We start from the raw sequence: 21,354 nt of genomic DNA on the forward strand, positions 1-21,354 counted from the left end.
GGAGGTGTCACGGGGGTCGGTGAGGTCTGCGCCCGGATGTTTCCCGGATGTTCGTGAACCCCGGCCGGAGGTGCGGAATGCGCGCCTCCGGCCGGGGCGTTGTCTTCAGGCATGACTTCTCTGCGCAAGCTCGGCTCCTCCGACCTCGAGGTCTTCCCGCTCGCCCTCGGCGGCAACGTCTTCGGCTGGACCGCGGACGAGGCGGCCTCCTTCGCCGTCCTCGACGCCTACACGGCCGCCGGCGGCAACTTCGTCGACACGGCCGACTCCTACTCGGCGTGGGTCGAGGGCAACCGCGGCGGGGAGTCCGAGACCCTCATCGGCAAGTGGGTCAAGGCCCGCGGCAACCGCGACGACGTCGTGATCGCCACCAAGGTGAGCCAGCACCCCGACCACCAGGGGCTGTCCGGCGCCACCATCAAGGCCGCCGCCGACGCCTCGCTGCGGCGCCTGGGCACCGACCGCATCGACCTCTACTACACCCACTTCGACAAGCCCGAGGTGCCCGTCGAGGAGATCGTCGGCGCGCTCGACGAACTGGTGAGGGCGGGCAAGGTGCGGCACATCGCCGCCTCCAACATCTCGCCCGGACGCCTCCGCGCCTCCCTGGAGTTCTCCGACCGCGAGGGCCTCGCCCGCTACGTGGCGCTCCAGCCGCACTACAACCTGGTCTCCCGCGACACCTACGAGGGCGAACTCCAGGACCTGGTCGCCGCGTCCGGCCTCGCCGCCGTGCCGTACTACGCGCTGGCGTCCGGCTTCCTCACCGGCAAGTACCGCCCCGGTACGACGGTCGACAGCGCCCGTGCCCAGGGTGCCGCCCGCCACCTGGAGACCGGGCGGGGCCAGAAGGTGCTCACCGCGCTGGACGAGATCGCCCGTGCCCACGACGCCGAGGTCGCCACGGTGGCCCTGGCCTGGCTCGCCGCCCGGCCGACCGTCGCCGCCCCGATCGCGTCCGCCCGCACGGCGGACCAGCTCCCCGCGCTGCTGGCACTGGCCGAACTGGAGCTGACGGAGGCCGAGCTCACCCGCCTCACGGAGGCGTCCGCCTAGGGTCTTCGGCCCGAGGAACGTGCCCTCCCGCCGCTCAGGACCCGTACGGGGTGGAGGGGGCGTACGGGTCCTGAGCGGCGTACGGGTCGGGCGAGGTCTGGGGGTGGGGCACGGTGTGCGGGTGGGGCGAAGTCTGCGGGTGGGCGGCGTACCCGGGATACCCGTGGTACCCGGACGGCGAGTGCAGTGTCGCCGGGAAGCCGTACCACCCGGGCACGCCGTACATCCCGTGGACCGGCAGGGGCGCCGGGGCCGCCAGCCGGGACGCGTGCTCCAGCGCCGGCCGGGCCACCTCCCTGCGCCGCCACAGCTCGCTCAGCAACTCCCGTTCCCGCACGACGAAGTCGGCGCCGCCCCGGCCCTGCCGCCCGCGGTGCCGCAGGAACGCCAGTGACGTGGCGTAGGCCTCGTACCGCGCCACCTCCCGTGCCGCGGGCCTGCCCAGGTGCCGTCGGGCGTACTGCCGGGCCAGCCTGCGGGCCCGCATCGAGCCGAGAGCGTACGGCTCGGCCGGGCCGAGCCAGCCGGCGGCCGTGTAGGCGGGCAGCTCGTCGCGCACGGTGCCCAGCTCGCGCTGGCGCGTCCACACCACCAGCCAGGTCAGCACTCCGAACGCGGGCACCATGAAGGCCCCGTACACGGCGAAGAACCCCCAGTCGCCGAAGGTCGCGGAGCCGTTCCACAGGGCGTGCATGATCATCGCGAGCAGCAGCCCGCACAGCGGCAGCACCACGCGCCGCACGCGCCGGCGCTCCCCGGACAGCGCGGCGATGCCGAAACCGAGGCCGGTCAGCACCGTGAACAGGGGATGCGCGAACGGCGACATGACGACACGCACGAAGAACGTGGCGACGGTGACGGAGGCGATGCCGCCGTCCCCGGTGAGCTGGTCGGTGCCGAACGCGTTGCCGAGGTAGAGGATGTTCTCGGTGAACGCGAAGCCGGTGGCGGTGATCCCGGCTATCACGACCCCGTCGACGATCCCGGTGAAGTCCCGCCTGCGGAACAGGAACACGAGCAGGACGGCCGCCGCCTTGGCGGTCTCCTCGACGACCGGCGCGATCACGGTCGCGCCCAGGGTGTCGGCATGGGCCGGGTCGGCCGTCGCCGTCGCTATCCAGCGCACCGCGAAGCTGTTGGCGACGATCGCGATCAGCGCCGCCGCGCACGCGCCCCAGGAGAACGAGAAGACCAGGTTCCGCCAGGGACCGGGTTCCACCCGGTCGAGCCAGCGGAACGCGGCGATGAGCAGGGGCACCGGAAGGATCGCCAGCCCCAGTCCGACCAGGAACCCCTCCGTGCCCGTCTGCTCGCGGACGAGGGCGACGATCACCAGACCCGACAGGGCGAGCAGCGTGATCAGCGCGCCGTAGCGGACCCAGGTGTGCTGCCACCAGTGCGCGTGCCGCCGCCCACCGCCCTCGGCCGGGCCGCCGGGACGCGGCGGGTGAGGGGGCAGCGGTGGGAACGGGGAGCTGGTGGCCACGGCATCGACCCTAACGAGGGAGCGGACGGTGGTGGGAGGGGATGTCGGCTGGTCAGTGATCCCGGTGACTCTCGTGCTGTACGCGGCGGAAGAGCAGATCGTTCACCACGTGACCCTTGTCCAGCCCCTGGCCCTCGAAACGGGTCAGCGGCCGGAAGCCGGGGCGCGGTGCGAAACCGCCGTCGGCGCGGGTGTTGGCGAAGTCGGGGTGCGCGGTGAGCACCTCCAGCATCTGCTCCGCGTACGGTTCCCAGTCGGTCGCGCAGTGCACGAGCGCGCCCGGCCGCAGCCGGGTCGCGGCGAGGGCGAGGAACTCCGGCTGGATCAGACGCCGCTTGTGGTGGCGCTTCTTGGGCCAGGGGTCGGGGAAGTAGACGCGCAGCCCGGCGAGGGAGTCCGGGGGGAGCATCTCGCGGAGCAGGATGATCGCGTCGCCGTTGCCCACGCGGATGTTCGTCAGGCCGCCGCGCTCCGCGAGGTTGAGCAGGTTGCCCTGACCGGGGGTGTGGACGTCCACGGCGAGGATGTTCGTGCCGGGGTCGGCGGCGGCCATCTGCGCGGTCGCCTCGCCCATGCCGAAGCCGATCTCCAGCACGACCGGGTTGTCGTCGCCGAACAGCTCGGCGAGGTCGACGTCGTGACCGTCGATGTCCAGGCCCCACTTCGCCCACAGCCGCTGCAGCGCGTCGGCCTGGCCCGTGGTGACCCGGCTGCGGCGCGGCTGGAAGCTCCTGATCCGCCGCTCGAAGTGCGACCCGGCGGGATCGGCCCGCGGACCGTGGGGGAAGCGCGGCTCCCCCTTGGCGCGGGTACGGGGGACGGGCACGCCTCGATGGTGGTCACCGGTGTGGTGGCCGCCGGGGGCGGGCCTGGCGGGTTCTGGGGCACTCAACGAATCAGACACAGTGGACTCGATTTTACGGGCGACGGTAGAGCGGGAGGGCGGGCCGGTCGGGCAGGGTCGGCCGGGCCGGTGGGGCGGGCGGGGCGGGGGCGCGCGGGGCGGGGCGCCGGTGCGGGTGCGGCCCGGTGGCGGCGTCGCGTCGGGGCGCATCGGGCCGGACCTGGTGGGGCCGGGTGGTCGGCGCGGGCCGGCCCCCGGGGTCCGGTGCTCGGCTTCCCGGCGCCCGGTCGACCCCGGCACCGTCCGCACGGTGGACGCCCGCCTACCCGGGCCCCAGCGCCTCCAGCGCCCTGCGGGCCACCTCCCGGCCGATCGGCAGGGAGGCGGTCGTCGCGGGGGAGGGGGCGTTCAGCACGTGGACCGCGCGCGCGGACCGTCGTACGAGGAAGTCGTCCACCAGGGAGCCGTCCCGCCGGACGGCCTGGGCGCGGACGCCGGGAGCCGCGCGCACCAGGTCCCGCGGTCCGACCGCGGGCAGCAGACGGCGCACCTCCGTCACGAAGGCGTGCTCGGACAAGGACCGGTGCAGCTCCCCGGCGCCGTGACGCCAGTGTTGCCGGGCCAGGCGCCGGGCACCTGGCCAGGCCACCGTCGTCGCGGCCTCCCGCGGACGCACGACCCACCGGCCGTACCCCTCGCGGGCCGGTGCCGGGACCGCGTTGGGCCCGACGTGGACGCTGCCGTCCAGGCCTCGGGCGAGGTGCACGCCGAGGAACGGGAGGGCCGGGTCGGGAACCGGGTACACCAGGCCGCGCACCAGGTCGTGGCGGGCCAGCTCGTAGTACTCGCCGCGCAGGGGCACGATGCGGACCCCGGGCTCGTCCCCGGCCAGGCGGGCGATCTCGTCGCAGTGCAGACCGGCGCAGTTCACCAGGACGCGGCCGCGGACGACGTCCCCGCGCGCGGTGCGGACGGCCACCCCGCGGTCGGCGCGGCGGTCGATCCGGACGACCCGCGCGCCGTAGCGCAGCTCCGCGCCGGAGACCTCGCCGAGCCGACGGGCGACCGCGGTGAAGTCGCAGGTGCCGGTCGAGCCGACGTGGAGCGCCGCCAGGCCGGTGACCTCCGGTTCGTGCTCCGCGATCTGGGCGGGGCCCAGCTCGCGGACCGCGATCCCGTTCTCCCGGCCGCGCTGTGCCAGGGCGTGCAGGCGCGGCAGCTCGGCGCGGTCCGTGGCGACGATCAGCTTGCCCGTGACGGCGTGCGGGATGCCGTACTCCGCGCAGAACTCGATCATCTCGGTGGAGCCCCGGACCGTGCAGCGCGCCGTGAGGGAACCGGGGCGGCAGGAGACGCCGCTGTGGATGACGCCGCTGGTGCGGCTCGTCCGGTGGCGGGCCGGCCCCGGCTCCTTCTCCAGCACCGTCACGCGGGTGCCCGGCGCGGCGCGGCTGATCGCGTGCGCCGTCGACAGGCCGACGATGCCGCCCCCGATCACCAGCACGTCGCAGTCGTAGCCGATCGCCCGCACCTGCACCACCTCCCGGCTTCGATAGTGCACTGCGCCACTGACAATGCCTTCGAACCCGTGCGGCCAGTGCCCTCGAACCCGTGCCCTCACACCCGTGCGGCGCCGCCTGCGCGACTTTCTAGGCCGGCGTCATCAGCAACGGCCGGGCCCGCTCGCGCAGCTCGACCACGCGCGGCTCGTCGCCGTACGGCTCCAGGCGGTGCAGGAGGTCCTTGACGTACTCGGTGGTGCGGGCGGACGAGATCCGGCCGGCCACCTCCACCGCCCGCACGCCCTGCGCGCAGGCCGCGTCCAGATTGCCCGACTCCAGCTCGGCGACGGCCGAGACGACGAGCCGCAGGCCGTGCGAGCGCACGAACTCCTCCGTCGGCTGCGACAGCGCCTGCTCGGTGAAGCGGCGTACCTGGCGCGGTGCCTTCAGGTCGCGGTAGCACTCGGCGGCGTCGGCGGCGAAACGGTCGTAGGAGTAGAAACCGAGCCACGACGGGTCGTGGTCGCCGTCACGGGCCCGCTCCAGCCAGCTCTCGGCCGCCTTGAGGGCGGCGCCGGCGGCCTGGGCGTCCCCCGCCCGTGCGTGGGCGCGTGCCTCGACGAGGCGGAAGAAGCTCATCGTGCGGGCCGTGGCCAGGCCGCGGTTGCGCTCCAGGGCGGCCTGGGCGAGGTCGACGCCCTCGTCCCCGAAGCCGCGGTAGGTCGCCTGGAGGGACATGGAGGCCAGGACGTACCCCCCGAGGGGCACGTCGGCTGCCGCGCGCGCGAGGCGCAGCGCCTGGATGTAGTAGCGCTGGGCGGCCTCCTGCTGGCCGGTGTCGAAGGCCATCCAGCCCGCGAGCCGGGTGAGTTCGGCGGAGGCGCCGAACAGGGCGCGGCCGACCTCGTCGGAGTACGCGCCGAGCAGCAGGGGCGCGGCCTCCACCCGCAGGCACTCCGGCACCATGGACGAACGCCAGTCGCCGCCCCCGTACTTGGAGTCCCAGCGCCTGGCGTCCTCGGCGGCCTCCCGCAGTTTCCGCACGTCGCTGTGGCCGACCTTGAGCGGCGCGCCCGAGGCCTCGGCGGAGTTCACCTCGCGCGCCACCGAACTGTCGGCCGGGGTTATCAGCCACCGCGAGGCGGGCGTCGCGTACGCGCTCACCGCGAACGAGCCGGCCAGCGACTGCCAGATGCCCCCCGAGCCGGCCCGGCGGCCCGCGAGGTCGAGCCGGTACAGCTCGGTCGCCGAACGCACGGCCTGGCCGACGTCCCGGGGGAAGGCCAGGCCCACTTCGGGCGCGGGGTCCGCGTCCGCCAGCCCGATCTCGTGCAGGGGCACGGGCCGGCCCAGTTTCTGGCCGATGGCGGCCGCGATGAGGTGCGGTGCGGCGCCCTGCGGCACCATGCCCTTCGACACCCAGCGCGCCACCGACGTCTTGTCGTAGCGAAGCGTCAACCCGCGTTGTGCGCCGAGGTCGTTGACGCGACGCGCGAGACCCGCGTTGCTGATTCCCGCGAGGGCGAGAACGGTGCCGAGTTTTTCGTTCGGCCCGCGTTGCTCCCTGGACATTGCGCCACCCCTCGACACAGACGGCTGCCGCGATGGCATAACCATGCGGCATTCGTAAACCCAGCGTAGTTCGCCGCATCCCAAGCGTTAAGGGGCATTCTTCCGGATGGCGGGATTGTGGTCCGTACGCAAGTGCGGTCCCCATACGCACCGTTGCGGCGTGCTCCCGACGTGTGGCCGTGCGCCTGTCCGTGCGCTCTGGTCCGGCCACCGGGGGAGCGCTTCCATGGGCGGTGCGTGGGTCGGCCCGCTGTACTGGATCCAGTGGGCTGGGGGACACCGCCGCCATCATCCCCGCGGGCGGCGGAGCGGTCCGGGGGGCGTTCGCCGCCTCCCGGGCCGGCGCGCCGGGGCGAGGGCCCGACTGTGACGCAGCGTGTGCGAGGCCGTTCCAACGACGGCGACACGCCCGGTAATTGGCCGAAAATCGACCCTGTGTTCCGTCGGCGAATACGCCTCCCACCACGGAAATCCAGGGCGCTCGAGGCGTTCTGGGGGAGCGTATCGGGGGCGCATTCGCGTCGCACACGCGGGGGTGCGCGCAGTGATCGCCGCCCCGCGCGCGGGAGTTCACCCGGCCTTCCGGGGTGGCGAGGGAGCGCTCGAACGGGCGCACTTCGCGGATCTCGCACGGCGTCACCTTCCTCTGCGGCGCGTTCTTCGTGGCAGCATGTGAACCGTTCGTACGGTGCAGCTGTTGTCCACGGCCTGTGGAGGCGTCGATGCGGTGGTTGGTGGGATGGAGCAGCACCGCCGCGGCCCCCGGCCCCGGTGCTTCCGGAGCGGGGGCCTACGGCGGCCCCGGCGCGTACGTCGGTGAGGACGGTGGCCGGATCGGCCACGACGGCGAGACCCTGCAGCCGGTGGGCTCCCAACTCCTGTGGGGCGACCCCGACCCGCTGTGGGCGGTCGGCGACTGGCGTTCCGACGAGGTGCGGGTGGTGCGGGCCGACGCCCGGACCCGCATCGCGGTCCTCGGCACCTGCGGGGCGACGGACGAGCAGCTGCGCGTCGGCCTGTTCGCCGCGCGCGGGGGAGCGCTGCGGCATCTGACGGCCTGGCCCGGCAGCTACACCGCGATCGTCCAGGTCGACCGGCGCGTCACCGTCTGCGGCGATCTCGCGGGCGTACGGCCGGTGTTCCACACCCCCTGGGCGGGCGGCACGGCGTACGCCACGGCCGCGCTGCCGCTGGCCGACCTCGTCGAGGCCAACCTCGACTTCGGCCACCTCGCGGCCCTCCTCGCCGCCCCCGACGTACCGGCCGCCGTGCACGACTCCACCCCCTACGAGGGCGTGCGGCGCGTTCCGCCGGGCCACGCGCTCATCCTGCGGGCCGGAGCCCGGGAGATCGCGGGCTACGAACCCGTCGCCTCGCTGGCGGTGGCGGCCGTGCCGGCGGACCCGGACAGCGCGGTCGACGCCGTCCGCGACGCCCTCGTCGAGGCGGTGCGCGCGCGTCTGTCCGCGCCCCGGCACGTCCCCGACATCGATCCCGGCCCCGTACCCGGCATGGGCCCCGCGGAGCGGCGCGCCGCGCGCGGGATGCCCGTCCCGGGCATCGGCGCCGACCTGTCCGGCGGCCCCGCCTCCGGGACGCTCGCGCTTCTCGCCGCCGGCCTGCCCGGCATGCCCGGCACCCTCCTGGGCCACGGCACGGGCGCCGGCGAGCGCCTCCTGGCCGTCACCTTCAACGACCTCGCCGTCGGCGGACGCGAGGCGGAACTGCAGCGGGCCGGCACCCTCGCCGCCAACCCCCGCCTGCACCACGTCGTCGTCACCGGCGGCGAGGAGACCCTGCCGTACGCCGACCTGGAAGGCCCGCTGACCGACGAACCCGGCCCCAGTCTGGTGACGGCCGCCCGCCACCGCGCCCGTCTCGCCGCGGGCAGCGCCGACCACTTCACGGGGTACGGCGCCCGCCAGGTCCTCGACGCCCACCCGGCCCGCCTCGCGGACCTGTTGATGGACCGCAAACGACGCCACCTGGTGCGCCCCGTCGCCGCCCTCACCAGGGCGGACGGCTCCGTCCTCGTCCCCGCGCGCGTGTACGGCGCCGCCCGCCGGCTCGCCCGCACGCCGTACCGGGCGGGGGTGGAGGGCCTCGCCGAACGGCTGATGCACCGCCGCTTCGACGACCCCGGCGGCGCGGTGGGCGCCTCGCTGGCGGCCCTCGCCTGGGGCGGGCCCGGTCCGGCGGCGCGATGGCTGACCGGTGAGGCACTGGCGGAAGTATCGGTTCGCCTCCAGAACGCCGCCCACCGCGCCGGAGGGGGACCGGGCCGGCGGCCCGGCGACCACCGCGCGCAGGCCGCCCTCGCCCGCCACGCGGCCGACCTGCGCGTCCTGGAGCAGGCCGCCGAGATCCGTTCCCAGCGCCTGCACGCCCCCTTCCTCGACAACCAGGTCGTACGCGCCTGCCGCGCACTGCCCGAGACCCTGCGCGTGCAGCCGGGGGCGCGCGCGGCGATCCTGCGCACCGTCCTCAAGAGCTCCGGGGTCGCCGACCTCCCGCCCGGCTGGGGCGCCCCCACCCAGGCCACCACCACGGCCGCGGCCCGCGCGGGCCTGCGCATGGCGGCGGACCCCCTCATCGGCCTCTTCGACGCACCCCTGCTCGCCGACGCCGGCCTGATCGAGGCCCGCGTCGTCCGCAAGGCCCTGCGCGGGGCCGCCGCGGGCGAACCCCTGCCGCTGGACGGCCTCGCCGACCTCGTCTCCCTCGAACTCTGGCTCCGCCGCCTCCTCTCCCGCAGGGGCACCTGCTGGACGGGCACCCCGGCCCGCTCCCGCGCGGTACCGGCGGGAATCGCCCCGCAGCGACGGGCGGTGGCCTCGGGGGGCGAGGGCGCGGACCTGGCCGCGCGCTGAGCGGTGCGACCGGGCCGCGCGCTGAGCCGTGGGGTTCGGGCGGGTGCTGAGCGGTGGGGTTCGGGCGGTGCGGCTCGGCCGCGCGCTGAGCCGTCGGGCCCGCGCGGGCGCGGCACCCGCAGGGCCCGTCCGGCCCTCCACCGGCGCGCGCTCTTCGCATCCCGGGCCGACGGCCATCGGCCCGCTCCCGCTCTCGCACCGGCCCGCTCTCGCACCGGCCCCTCCACGACGGGCCGACGGCCCGCCGGGCCGCCCCACCGGAAATCCGGTGCTCCGCCCCACGGCCCCGGGGACAATGGCGCCGTGCGGTACAGAATCCTGGGAGTCACCCAGACAGCGGACGACGACGGCACCCCCACAGCCCTTCCCGGCCCTCGCCTGCGCGCCCTCCTCACCGCCCTCGCCCTGCGTCCGGGCCGCACCGCCGTCCCGGAGACCCTCATCGACGAGGTCTGGGCCGACGCCCCGCCCCAGGACGCCCCCGCCGCGCTCCATGCCCTCGTCGGCCGTCTCCGCCGCACCGTCGGCAAGGACACCGTCACCTCCGCCCCGGGCGGCTACCGCCTCGCGGCGACGGAGGACGACGTCGACCTCTTCGTCTTCGAGCGTCTCGTCCGGCAGGGCACCGGGGCCCTGCGCGCGGGAGACCCGGCCACGGCCGCCCGCACGCTGGACGAGGCCCTCGCCCTGTGGCGCGGTCCGGCCCTCGCCGACCTCCCCGACCACTTCGCGGCCGCCCGCCCCGAAGCCCTGCGCCTGGAGGCGTCCCGCACCCGCGCCGAGGCGGACCTGCTGCTCGACCGCGCCGACGAGGCCGTACCCCGCCTGACCGAACTGACCGCCGCCCACCCCTACGACGAACCGCTGCACGCGCTCCTCATCCGCGCCCTGCGCGACACGGGCCGCCCGGCCGACGCCCTCGCCGCGTACGGGAGGGCCCGCCGCATCCTCACCGACGGCCTCGGCACCGATCCCGGCCCGGCCCTGCGCGCCCTGCACGGCGAACTGCTCGACGGCTCGGCGGCACCGGCCGGACGGGGCCCGTCGGCCGGGGAGGACCGGCCGGCCGGGGAGGGCGCGCCCCCGACCTCGCCGCGGCTCCCTGTACACACAGGTCCTGGACACACAGGTCCCGGACACACGGGCCCCGGACGCACCGGCAACCTCCGTCCACGGCTCACCTCTTTCGTGGGCCGGGAACCCGAGATCGCCGCCATCCGTTCCGCATTGCACAGGGCCCGCCTCGTCACCCTCACCGGACCGGGCGGCTCGGGGAAGACCCGTCTCGCCGAGGAGGCCGCCGCCGGTCTCCCGCAGGCGTGGCTGGTCGAGCTGGCCTCGCTCGACCAGCCGGAGGCGGTGCCCGGCGCGGTGGTCAGTGCCCTCGGTCTGCGCGAGACCGTGCTGATGACCAGCGACCTGGCGACCCCGCAGGACGACCCGGTCGCCCTGCTCGTCGAGTACTGCGCCCCGCGCAGCCAACTCCTGATCCTCGACAACTGCGAACACGTCATCGGTGCCGCCGCCGGCCTCGCCGAGACCCTGCTCACCCGCTGCCCCGGACTCACGATCCTCGCCACCAGCCGTGAACCCCTGGGCGTCCCCGGCGAGTCGGTCCGTCCGGTCGGCCCCCTCCTCCCCGACCAGGCGCACCGCCTCTTCACCGAGCGCGCGGCCACCGTTCGTCCCGACCCGGCCGTCGCCCTGCGGGACGGGGAGGCGGTGGCGGAGATCTGCCGCCGGCTGGACGGGCTGCCCCTCGCCATCGAGCTGGCCGCCGCCCGGCTCCGGCTGCTCACCCCCCGCCAGATCGCCGACCGCCTCGACGACCGTTTCCGCCTCCTGACCTCCGGCAGCCGTACGGCCCTGCCCCGCCAGCAGACCCTGCGGGCCGTCGTCGACTGGTCCTGGGACCTGCTCGACGAGGCGGAGCGCACGGTGCTGCGCGAGTTGTCCGTGTTCGCGGGCGGATGGGACCTGGAGGCGGCGGAGGCCGTGTGCACCGGCCCCGTCACCGACCTCGTGGGGGCGCTCGTCGACAAGTCCCTGGTCGTCGCGGACGCCGGCACGCGGGACGGCGGCGACCGCATGCGCTACCGCATGCTGGAGACCATCCACGAGTACGCCGTCGAGCGCGCCGCCGAGACCCCCGCGGTGCGCGAGGCGGCCGGGCGACGGCACCGGGCCTGGGTGCGCGCGCTCGTCGAACGGGCTGACCCTATGCTGCGCTCGGCCGAACAACTCCCCTGGATAGCCCGCCTGGAGACCGAGCGGGACAACATCCGGGTCGCCCTCCAGCGCGGCCTCGCGGCGGGCGACGAGGAGGAGGCCGCCGCCGTCTGCCTCGCCATGGGCTGGTTCTGGTGGCTGCGCAACTACCGCCACGAGGGAGCCGCCTGGACGGACCGCACCCTCCGCCTGGGCGCGGTCCTCGACCGGCTACCCGCCGGGCACCCGGACCGGACGGCGGGGAGAACGGCCACCCCCACCGGACCGAGCACCTCCTCCGCCCTCACGGACGCCCCCCTCACCGCTCTCACCGCCCCTGTCGAACCCGCCGTGCCCGCCGTCCCCGTCCTCCGCGCCGACCCGGCCGTGCCCGCCGACCTCACGGAGCGGATGGCCGCCGTCGACGCCCTCGGCGCCTTCCTCGCCGAGCCCGACGGAGAGGAGACCCACCCGCGGCACGCCCAGCGGATGAACCTCCGGATGCTGCACCTGTTCCTGCTGTCCGAGTCCCAGCCCAGGGGCGTGACGGCGGAGGACCCCCGCCATGCCGCGTACCTCCAGCGGCTGCGCGACCGGTACGGGCCGGGCGGCCCGGAGGCGGCCCGCATGCCCGGCATGATCTGGCCGCTGACGGCCTTCCAGCTGCGCGAGGCGGAGGACCTGCGCGCCGTCATGGAAGCCGCGGTGGCCAACTGCCGGGCCTACGGCGGCGACTGGGAACTGGGCTGCGTCCTGATGTTCCGCGCGCACGTGGTCGTCGACTCCCCCGGCGGACTGCGGGGTGTGGACGACGACCTGGCCGAGCTGCGCGTGCTCAGCCGGCGCGTCGGCGACCGCTGGATGCGGGCCCAGGTGTGCAGCGCGGCCGGTGAGGCGGAGATGGCCCGCGGCAGGTTCGCGGAGGCCGAGCGGGAGTACCGGGAGGCGCTGCGGCTCGCCTACGAGGTCGGTGCCCACGCGGAGTCGCCGTTCCTCATCGCCCGTCTCGCGGAGATCGCCCACCGTTCGGGGGACCGGGCGGCGGCCCTCGCAGCGCTCGACGAGGCGGACACCGCGGCCGAGCGCTACGGCGTGGCGGACGCCAGCGCGTTCGTGCTCCTGCTGCGTGCCGGGATCGCCGTGGACGAGGGCGACACCGCCCGCGCGCGGGAGCTGTACGACGCGAGCCGTGTCGCCACGTCGGCGGGTACGCCCCCGCCCCAGTTCATCGCGGCACTGGGGATGCTCGAGGCGGAGGTCACCGCCGCCGAGTCGGGTCCGGAGCCCGCCCTGGCGCTGTTCGCCGAGACCCTGCGCCGCGCGCTGGACGACCACTGCGCCGAGGCCGTCACCTCGGTGATCGTCGACGGCGCGGCGGTCCTGCTGGCCCGGATCGGGGACTTCCCGCGTTCGGCCCGGCTGCTCGCGGCCGCCGACGTGCTGTACGCCCCCCATCCGCGTCCCGTCCCGCAGCGCGCCCGGGCCGAGCGGGCCGAGGCGGCCGCCCGCGAGGCCCTGGGCGCCGGACGGCACGAGGCGGAACGGACGCGGGGCGCGGCCCTGACGGTGACCGGCGCGCTGCGCGAACTCACCGGGGCCGTGCACGCCCACCCGGCACCGGCCACCGGCGCTCCGCACCCCCCGACCGCTACGTACAGGTGAACTTCGCGTCGGCCCGGTCCGCGAGCGCCACCGTGTCGAGGTGGTGGTGCGGCTCGGCCACCAGCGTCACGGTCTCCCGGCCGGCCAGGTCCACATGGACGGGCACGGCGGGGCCACCGCCCCTGACGGTCCCGGACGACCACAGCCGGACCCCGTCGGCGTGGACGGAGAGGACGACCCTGCCCGGCTCGCGGGCCCACAGCACCGACGGCGGATCCGCAGCGCCCGCGGCGGGACCACGGGACCGACGGAGCGCACGACCGAAGGTCCCACGGACCGTACGAAACCCATGGACCGCGGGTCCACGGGCTCACAGACCCCGTGGACCCGCGGCCGTGGCACCGGTCGGCCCGCGTGAAGGGCCCGCGCGAAGGATCTGCGGCGCGGGGCCACGGACTCGCCCCGCGCCCCGCACCGCCTAGGAGGCAGGCCGGGACCGCAGTCCCTCCAGGAGGATGTCCAGCAGCCGCGACGAAGCCGCCGCCTGGTGGGCCGGGTCCGGCAGGGAGGGCGCCGCGGTGGCGATGACCAGCAGGACGTCCGACACCGAGACGTCCGGCCGCAGTTCGCCCGCCGCCCGCGCCCGGTCCACCAGCCGGCCCACGACGTCGAGCAGGGCCGCGACCCCGGTGCCGTCCACGACGGCCTGCCCGCCCGCGTCGGCGAGCAGTCGCAGTTCGCCGCCGCCCGGCTGGCTCCGCTGCTGCGGAACCCGGGCCCCGTCGGCGGCGGTGCCCTCCGTGCCCTCCTCGGCGACGCCGACCCGCAGCACCTGCGGCGGCAGCAGCCGCCCCGCGCCGGACGCCACCGACGTGCGCAGGAAGCGCGACAGCGCCGACCACGGCTCGTCCTCCTGACCCAGCGCCGTCCGTGCCTGGTCCGTCAGCCGGGAGGTCTCCTCCTCGGCTATCCGCCGCACCAGTACGTCCTTGCTGGGGAAGCGCCGGTACACCGTGCCGACGCCCACCCGCGCGCGCCGCGCCACGTCCTCCATCGGCGCGCCGTACCCCAGCTCGCCGAAGACCTCGCGCGCCGCACGCAGTACGTGCTCCAGATTGCGCTGTGCGTCCACGCGCAGCGGCGTGGTCCGCGAGGTGTCCCCGCGCCCGTTGCCCGTCGCCGCGCTGACGATGCCGCCCGGTCCAAAGGTGGACGCGGACGACCAATGCGTGTCCTGAATGTGCATGAATGTTCCCCCGGTAATGACGTCTCCCCCCGGAGACTCTCCCCGCCATCGAATGCACGGGGCACATGGAACAGGGGACAACGAAACCGGATCCGCCGGTGAGGTTCTGCGTCAGCAGCACCTCGCGGACCCGACGAGCGCTTCCCCCTGCACCCCGTCGACACACGAACATAGTTGAGAGGGAGTCAATTCAGAAGGGGCAGGTTCCGCACGGAGCGCCCCCCGATCGGAGCACGGACCGCATACGTCCCGATAATGCCCCTTCCCGCACCCCGGCGAACCCGGTCTGACCTGCGCTCCTGCCCTTCCCGGCGGCGTTCGGGCCGCCCCCGCCCCCACCCGGCTCGCGGTCACACGAATTGTCGGGGCTGTGGACAAACTCCGGCGCGGGGTGCGTCATGGGACGGTGAAGGAACGTGCGCGCATTCTCGTTGTCGGCGGCGGCTACGTCGGGATGTACACGGCCCTGCGACTCCAGCGGCAGCTGAGACGGGAGATCGGCCGGGGCGAGGCCGAGATCACGGTCGTCACGCCCGACCCGTACATGACGTACCAGCCGTTCCTGCCCGAGGCGGCCGCGGGCGCCGTCTCCCCGCGACACGTCGTCGTCCCGCTGCGCCGCGTCCTGCCGCACTGCCGGATCGTCGCCGGCGAGGTCACCGCCATCGACCACGCCCGGCGCACCGCGACCCTGACCACCCTCGCCACGGACGAGGAGGGCACCGGCCCGCGCCGTCTGACGTACGACGAACTGGTCCTCGCGCCCGGTTCGGTCTCCCGCACCCTGCCCATCCCCGGCCTCGCCGACCACGCCATCGGCTTCAAGACCGTCGAAGAGGCCATCGGCCTGCGCAACCACGTCATCGAACAGATGGACATCGCCTCCTCCACGCGCGACCCCGCGGTCCGCGACGCGGCCCTCACCTTCGTCTTCGTCGGCGGCGGCTTCGCGGGCGTGGAGGCGCTCGCCGAGCTGGAGGACATGGCCCGCTACACCACGCGCTACTACCACAACGTCGGGCCCGAGGACCTGAAGTGGATCCTCGTCGAGGCCTCCGACCGGATCCTCCCGGAGGTCGGCGAGGACATGGGCCGCTACGCGGTCAGCGAGCTGCGCCGCCGCAACATCGACGTCCGCCTCGGCACCCGCCTGGAGTCGTGCGCGGACCGCGTCGCCGTCCTCAGCGACGGCGCCCGCTTCCCGACCCGTACGGTCGTGTGGACCGCCGGCGTCAAACCCCACCCCGTGCTCGCCGCCAGCGACCTGCCCCTCACCGAGCGCGGCCGCCTCAGGTGCACCCCGGAGCTGACCGTCGAGGGCGTCACGCACGCGTGGGCGGCCGGGGACGCCGCCGCCGTCCCCGACGTGACCGCCGGCCGGCCCGGCGCGCACACCGCCCCGAACGCCCAGCACGCGGTACGCCAGGCCAGGCTCCTCGGCGACAACATCGCCCGCTCCCTGCGCGGCGAGCCCTTGCGGACGTACGCGCACCGGTACGTCGGCTCGGTCGCCTCCCTGGGACTGCACAAGGGCGTCGCGCACGTCTACGGACGCAAGCTGAAGGGCTACCCGGCCTGGTTCATGCACCGTGCCTACCACCTCAGCCGCATCCCCACCTTCAACCGCAAGGCGCGCGTGCTCGCGGAGTGGACGCTGTCCGGACTCTTCAAACGGGAGATCGTCTCGCTCGGATCCCTCGAACATCCTCGCGCCGAATTCGAACTGGCTGCCGGTGGAAAACCTTCTGACGAGTCCTCCGGCGACCCGAAGGGGTCGTCCTGACCCGATCCAGGAACTCCGCCGACCGCCCCCACGTCTGACGAACGACGGCCCGAACGACGGCCGCACTGCCAGACTGCTCCCTGCTCACCGCCCCTTTCGAGCCCCTCGGGCGGGCCACCACCCGCCCCTGCCGACCCACGAGGCTGTTCCCACGTGCTCCACACCCCGGGTGCTGCGACAATGTGCGGCCGCCGCCGCGCGGCCTTCGAAGACCAGGCAGGCCGGGCCCGGAGCCGGCCGTCGACGACTACACGAGGCAAGGATTCGTGAACTTCACGCGCTGGAGCGCCCGGCTCCCCGGAACGCAGCGCCGCGCCGCCGCGCGAGCGGAGCACCCGGTCACCCTCACGGACCGGCGGAGCGAGAGCTCCGGCCCGGGCTCCGTACCCGCGGCCCGCGCCGAACGGCTCACCGACGGCGACCCGCCCCCGGTCCCCGCCGTCGACGAACTCCCCGCCCGCGAGGTCCTCGACCGCGTCCCGGCCCTGGTGGCCCTCGTGCACGGCCCCGACCACCACCTCGCCTACGTCAACGACGCCTACACGGCGGCCTTCGGCGCCCGGCACCTCGGCGAACCGGCCGCCGAGGCCCTCCCCGAGCTGCGCGACCTGGGCCTGATGCCGCTCCTCGACCAGGCCCAGCGCAGCGGCAAGCCCCGCACCCTGAAGTCCCGCAAGGCACCCGACGGCCGCTCCTACACCTTCACCTGCACCCCGGTGCCGGAGCACCACGGCGAGGGCGCCGTCCTGGTGTTCGCCACCGACGTGACCGACCACGCCGAGGCCGCCGAACGGTTCAGGGCCAGCGAGCGCCGCCAGCGCGAGACCGCCGTCACCCTCCAGCGTTCCCTGCTCCCCCAGGAACTGGAGGAACCCGACGACCTGCGCATCGCCGCCACCTACCACCCCGGCGGCACCGAGGCGGCGGTCGGCGGCGACTGGTACGACGTCATCACCCTCGGCGGTGGCCGCACCGCCCTCGTCATCGGTGACGTCATGGGACGCGGCGTCCGGGCGGCGGCCGTCATGGGCCAGCTGCGCACCGCCGTCCGCGCCTACGCACGCCTGGACCTCCCGCCGCACGAGATCCTCCAGCTCCTCGACGGCCTCGCCATGGAGATCGACGCCAACCAGATCGCCACCTGCGTGTACGCCATCCACGACCCCAACGAGGGACGGCTGGTGTACGCCTCCGCGGGCCACCTGCCGATCCTGGTCCGCGACGACAGCGGCACCGTCCAGCGCGCCGACGAACCCACCGGCCCCCCGCTCGGCACGGGCGGCTGGATGCACGCCTCCGGCTCGATCCCCCTCGGCCCCGGATCCACCGCCGTCCTCTACACCGACGGCCTGGTCGAGCGGCGCGACGAGGACCTCGACGAGGGCATCGCCGCCCTGGAGCGCGCCCTGGCCGGCGCCACCGGCTCCCCCCAGGTGGTCTGCGACCGCCTGGTCCGCTCGGCGGGCGTCACCGCGGACCACGACGACGACGTGGCCGTCCTGGTCCTCCAGCACCCGGCCCGCACCGGCCCCGACGGCGAGCTGTTCCACAACGCCGCCCTGGAACTGCTCGGCGGGGTCGAAGCGGCTCCCCGCGCGCGTGCCTTCGCCTCCGGCGTCCTCACCAGCTGGCGCTTCCCCGCCGAGCTGCACGACCTGGGCGTCCTCGCGGCCAGCGAGCTCGTCGCCAACTCCCTCCAGCACGGCACCCCGCCCATGCGCCTGCGCCTGCGCCGCACCGACCGCCGACTGATCATCGAGGTCACCGACGGCGACGACCACCTGCCGCGCCGTCGCCGCGCGGAGCCGGCCGACGAGTCGGGCCGGGGCATCGCCATCGTCGCCACGATCGCCTCCAACTGGGGCAGCAGACGCACCCCCGGCGGCGGAAAAGCGGTGTGGTGCGAGTTCGTCCTGCCCCAGCCCGCCGACTGAAACCAGCCCCGAACACCCCTTCCCCGGCGCGCGCCACCTAGGCGAACACGCCTCCCGGTGCTAGTAGCTCCCCATGGCAGACGCAACGGGCTTTCACCTCAAGGGAAGCGCCCCCGAGCGCTACGAACACCATGTCGCGCCCCTCATGGCGCCCTTCGTGACCGCACTCGTGGACGCCGCGGACCTCTACCCCGGCGCCACCGTCCTCGACCTCGCGTGCGGCACCGGCTTCGCGGCCCGCGCCGCCGCCGCACAGGCCGGCCCCACCGGCCGCGTCGCCGGCGCCGACCCCGACGGGGCGATGCTCGAGGTCGCCGTGGAGCACCACCCGCGCCTCTACCCCGACATCGAGTTCACCGCCGCACCCGCCGACGACCTTCCCTACCCGGACGCGACCTTCGACGCCGTCCTCTGCCAGCAGGGCGCCCAGTTCTTCCCCGACCTCGACGCCGCCCTGCGCGAGGCGGCCCGCGTGCTGCGACCCGCGGGCCGCTTCGCCGCCACCGTCTGGTCGAACCTCGAAGCGTCCCCCTACTTCGCCGCCCAGCTCCTGGCGGTGCGGCAGTACGGCGGTCCGGACGCGGCAGCGGACTTCCAGGAGGCCTTCCGGGCCACGGACCGCCTCACCGCGGCCCTGGACGCGGCGGGCTTCCGGCGCACCACCCGCCGCGACCTCACCTTCACCATCACCCTCCCCCCGCTGCGGGACCACGTCCCCGGCCACCTCTCCGCGATCCCCTGGGGCCAGGCGATCACCGAGGCCGGGGGCGAGGAGGCCCTCGTCCGGGCCGCCGACACCCTTCGCGCCGCCCTCCCCGCCGGCGCGACGGCCTTCCCCTTCACGGCGACCCTGGTGACGGCCCGCCGCTGACCCGGTCCCGACACGCAGAAGGCGGCCGTCGCCTCCCGACGACGGCCGCCTCCACGCCGTACCTCACGCCTCCACGCCGTACCTCACGCCTTTGCGGGGACCGGCTCCACGGCGGCCCCACCACGGGCCACCACCCGCTTGCGCGCCACCCACGGCTGATCCTGCGCGACGGTGAGCTGCCGCCCCAGCCGCAGCGCCAGCACCGTGATCCCCAGCGAGAACAGCAGGAACGTCACGACGTACGGCGCGTGCAACGAGGCCCCCATCGGCCCTCCCACGGCCGGTCCCACCGCCAGCGCCAACTGCTTGACCAGCGCGAACGCCGAGTTGTACTGCCCGGCAAGCCCGGTCGGCGCCAGGTCGGCCACCAGCGGCGCGACCGTCGGCGACAGCATCGCCTCGCCCAGCCCGAACAGCGCGTACGTCGACACGAACGCGGCCGTCGCCATCTCCTGGCTGCCGTTCCCGAGCCCGGCGTATCCCGCCACACCCCACGCCACGGCCCAGATCAGCCCCACGGCCGCGATCACCCGCGACCGCTTCTGCCGCTCGACGAACCTCAGCACCGCGAACTGGGCGACGACGATCACCGCGGTGTTGGCGGCGAGAGCGGTCCCGAGGGCGGACGTCGAGATGCCCGCGGCCTCCACCCCGTACGCGCTGAGACCCGACTCGAACTGCCCGTAGCAGGCGAAGAACAGCACGAAGCCCAGCACGGACAGCTGCACCATGGCCCGGTTGCCGAGCAACTGCTTCCAGCCGCCCTCGGCCGCCCCCCGCGGAGCACCCTCCACCCGCGGCGAGCGGGGCATCCGCACGCTCGTCATCACCACGACCAGCAGCAGGAACATCGCCGCCTCGATCGCGAACAGCAGGGTGAAGGAGGACACGCGCGTGGTGTCGACGAGATGCCCGCCGATGAGCCCGCCGACCCCGAGTCCCAGGTTCTGGAGGAAGAACTGCGTCGCGAAGGCCCGCGACCGGGTCTCCGCGGTCGAGCAGTCCACGATCATCGTGGCCAGCGCCGGCTGCATCACGGCCTGCCCGGCCCCCAGCGCGGCCGCGGCGGCCAGTACGGCGGCGGCGCTGCCGGCGAGTCCCAGGCTCAGCGCACCCAGCGCGGCGGTGACCAGGGCGGCGATCAGCACCGGCAACGGACCGCGCCGCACGATCGCCCGGCCGGCGAACGGCAGCACGATCAGCGCGGCCACGGCGAACACGGCGAGGACGAGCCCCGCCGTCACGGCACCGAGTCCCCGCACCTGCGCCACATAGACGTACAGGTAGGGGACGGTGAAGCCGAGCCCGAACGCGCTGAGTGCGTTGCCCACGTGGATCCGGCGCATCGCTGCGCCCATGGCCCTGGTCACGTTCACCTCTTCCAGGTAGTTGGTGAGTCTCAGTTCTTAGAACCGAAGACTTCGAAGATAAATTTCGAAGCTAAACAGTACACTCCGAAGAACTTCAACGCGAACGAGCCCCGTGCGATACTGACGCCCATGGGTGACACCCCCGGCAGTACGGGCATCGGCGGCGAGCCGACCCTCGAAGAGCAGATCGCCGCCTACCAGCGGGAGTTCCAGGACCTCGACCCCCAGGTCGAGCAGATCGTCTCGGCGCTCTCCCGCCTGAACCGCCGCATGAACGTCGCCTACGGCCGCCAGACCGCCGCGCTCGGCATCAGCAACGCCGACTGGGAGGTCCTCAAGGCCCTCGTCCTCTCCGGCGCCCCCTACCGCATGGGCCCCAGCGACCTGGCCAAGCGGCTGGGTCTGACGCCGGCCGCGATGACCCACCGGATCGACCGCATGGTCGCGGAAGGCCTGGTGACCCGGCAGCGGGACGAGACCAACCGGGTCCGGGTGATCGTGGAGCTGACGACCGAGGGCAGAGAGAAGTGGCTCGAGGCGATGCGGATGGCGACGGTCTTCGAGGAGGACCTCCTCCAGGACCTCTCCGCCGACGACCGAACGGCTCTCGGCGATGTCCTGACCAGGCTTCTCCGCCGGGTGGAGCACGCCCAGCCGGACGCCGGCGGACGCCTCACCGACCTGGACTAAAGATCTTGACAAGGACTGCTTGACAGCCCCATGCCCGACCCGTAAGGTTCTTCGGGTTGCCGCGGAGCCGTAACGGTTCTTCGGTCGCACCTCCGCCGCAGTAGCGGCACACACACCAAAGCAAGATCTCCCAGCGGGTTTGTATTCGGCGTGCCCGAATTCAATTCGATTTGGGTCCGGCGGCTCGATTAGCGCTCGCCGGGGAGGATCCGCTAAGGTTTGAGACGTCGGAACGGCCCAACGGCCGGGAAGACAACCCCCCTCTGACGGGGAATCGGGGCCGAAAGGATCTGATAGAGTCGGAACCGCCGGAAAGGAAA

14 protein-coding genes are annotated in these 21,354 nt (G+C 74.5%); 7 read left to right on the forward strand and 7 right to left on the reverse strand.

Going from position 1 to position 21,354, the window contains the following annotated elements; translation table 11 throughout:
* The first annotated feature begins 111 nt into the window (after window positions 1–111).
* Window positions 112–1,056, forward strand: a complete 945-nt coding sequence (locus tag ACZ5FU_RS11895) for an aldo/keto reductase (RefSeq protein WP_451780511.1) — start codon at window positions 112–114, stop codon at window positions 1,054–1,056.
* 34 nt (window positions 1,057–1,090) lie between these two features.
* On the opposite strand, the gene ACZ5FU_RS11900 is transcribed toward ACZ5FU_RS11895, so the two are convergent.
* The 4 genes from ACZ5FU_RS11900 to ACZ5FU_RS11915 form a co-directional block, all read right to left on the reverse strand.
* Complete coding sequence (locus tag ACZ5FU_RS11900) at window positions 1,091–2,542, reverse strand: PrsW family intramembrane metalloprotease (protein ID WP_468645447.1); 1,452 nt, start codon at window positions 2,540–2,542, stop codon at window positions 1,091–1,093.
* A 52-nt stretch (window positions 2,543–2,594) separates the two neighbouring features.
* Window positions 2,595–3,446: a tRNA (guanosine(46)-N7)-methyltransferase TrmB gene (trmB, locus tag ACZ5FU_RS11905; RefSeq protein WP_468833903.1), complete on the reverse strand. Its 852-nt coding sequence runs from the start codon at window positions 3,444–3,446 to the stop codon at window positions 2,595–2,597.
* A 262-nt stretch (window positions 3,447–3,708) separates the two neighbouring features.
* On the reverse strand, window positions 3,709–4,947 hold the full coding sequence (gene lhgO, locus ACZ5FU_RS11910) for an L-2-hydroxyglutarate oxidase (RefSeq protein WP_468833901.1): 1,239 nt from the start codon (window positions 4,945–4,947) through the stop codon (window positions 3,709–3,711).
* An 88-nt stretch (window positions 4,948–5,035) separates the two neighbouring features.
* Window positions 5,036–6,460, reverse strand: coding sequence for an MFS transporter (locus ACZ5FU_RS11915; protein ID WP_451529180.1), 1,425 nt, complete (start codon window positions 6,458–6,460; stop codon window positions 5,036–5,038).
* Window positions 6,461–7,182: 722 nt separating this feature from the next.
* Here ACZ5FU_RS11915 and ACZ5FU_RS11920 point away from each other — a divergent pair.
* Window positions 7,183–9,330 carry an asparagine synthase-related protein gene (locus ACZ5FU_RS11920; protein ID WP_451780501.1) on the forward strand — a complete coding sequence of 716 codons (2,148 nt, stop codon included), beginning with the start codon at window positions 7,183–7,185 and terminating at the stop codon, window positions 9,328–9,330.
* Window positions 9,331–9,633: 303 nt separating this feature from the next.
* Entirely contained in the window at window positions 9,634–13,200 is a 3,567-nt protein-coding gene (locus tag ACZ5FU_RS11925; protein ID WP_468833898.1) for an AfsR/SARP family transcriptional regulator, read from the forward strand.
* Here ACZ5FU_RS11925 and ACZ5FU_RS11930 read toward each other — a convergent pair.
* Window positions 13,187–13,405, reverse strand: a complete 219-nt coding sequence (locus tag ACZ5FU_RS11930) for an NPCBM/NEW2 domain-containing protein (RefSeq protein ID WP_468833896.1) — start codon at window positions 13,403–13,405, stop codon at window positions 13,187–13,189. The two genes, ACZ5FU_RS11925 and ACZ5FU_RS11930, sit on opposite strands and share 14 nt — an antisense overlap.
* 213 nt (window positions 13,406–13,618) lie before the next feature.
* Window positions 13,619–14,386 carry a TetR/AcrR family transcriptional regulator gene (locus tag ACZ5FU_RS11935; protein ID WP_468833894.1) on the reverse strand — a complete coding sequence of 256 codons (768 nt, stop codon included), beginning with the start codon at window positions 14,384–14,386 and terminating at the stop codon, window positions 13,619–13,621.
* A gap of 406 nt (window positions 14,387–14,792) precedes the next feature.
* Here ACZ5FU_RS11935 and ACZ5FU_RS11940 point away from each other — a divergent pair, with 406 nt between their 5' ends.
* The 3 genes from ACZ5FU_RS11940 to ACZ5FU_RS11950 all read left to right on the forward strand — a co-directional run bounded on the left by ACZ5FU_RS11940 (window position 14,793) and on the right by ACZ5FU_RS11950 (window position 18,974).
* Entirely contained in the window at window positions 14,793–16,169 is a 1,377-nt protein-coding gene (locus tag ACZ5FU_RS11940; protein ID WP_468645436.1) for an NAD(P)/FAD-dependent oxidoreductase, read from the forward strand.
* Between the two features lie 266 nt (window positions 16,170–16,435).
* Entirely contained in the window at window positions 16,436–18,103 is a 1,668-nt protein-coding gene (locus ACZ5FU_RS11945; protein WP_469045262.1) for an ATP-binding SpoIIE family protein phosphatase, read from the forward strand.
* 73 nt (window positions 18,104–18,176) lie between these two features.
* A complete protein-coding gene (locus ACZ5FU_RS11950) occupies window positions 18,177–18,974 on the forward strand; it encodes a class I SAM-dependent methyltransferase (protein WP_468833889.1) in 798 nt (265 codons plus the stop codon).
* Between the two features lie 83 nt (window positions 18,975–19,057).
* Here ACZ5FU_RS11950 and ACZ5FU_RS11955 read toward each other — a convergent pair whose 3' ends face one another.
* Entirely contained in the window at window positions 19,058–20,350 is a 1,293-nt protein-coding gene (locus ACZ5FU_RS11955; RefSeq protein ID WP_451780489.1) for an MFS transporter, read from the reverse strand.
* A 123-nt stretch (window positions 20,351–20,473) separates the two neighbouring features.
* On the opposite strand from ACZ5FU_RS11955, the gene ACZ5FU_RS11960 reads away from it, so the two are divergent.
* The gene (locus tag ACZ5FU_RS11960) at window positions 20,474–21,034 is read left to right on the forward strand and encodes a MarR family winged helix-turn-helix transcriptional regulator (RefSeq protein WP_451529172.1); all 561 of its coding nucleotides are present in this window, start codon (window positions 20,474–20,476) and stop codon (window positions 21,032–21,034) included.
* Window positions 21,035–21,354: the final 320 nt, after the last annotated feature.

It is taken from the genome of Streptomyces sp. NPDC031554, assembly GCF_055580685.1.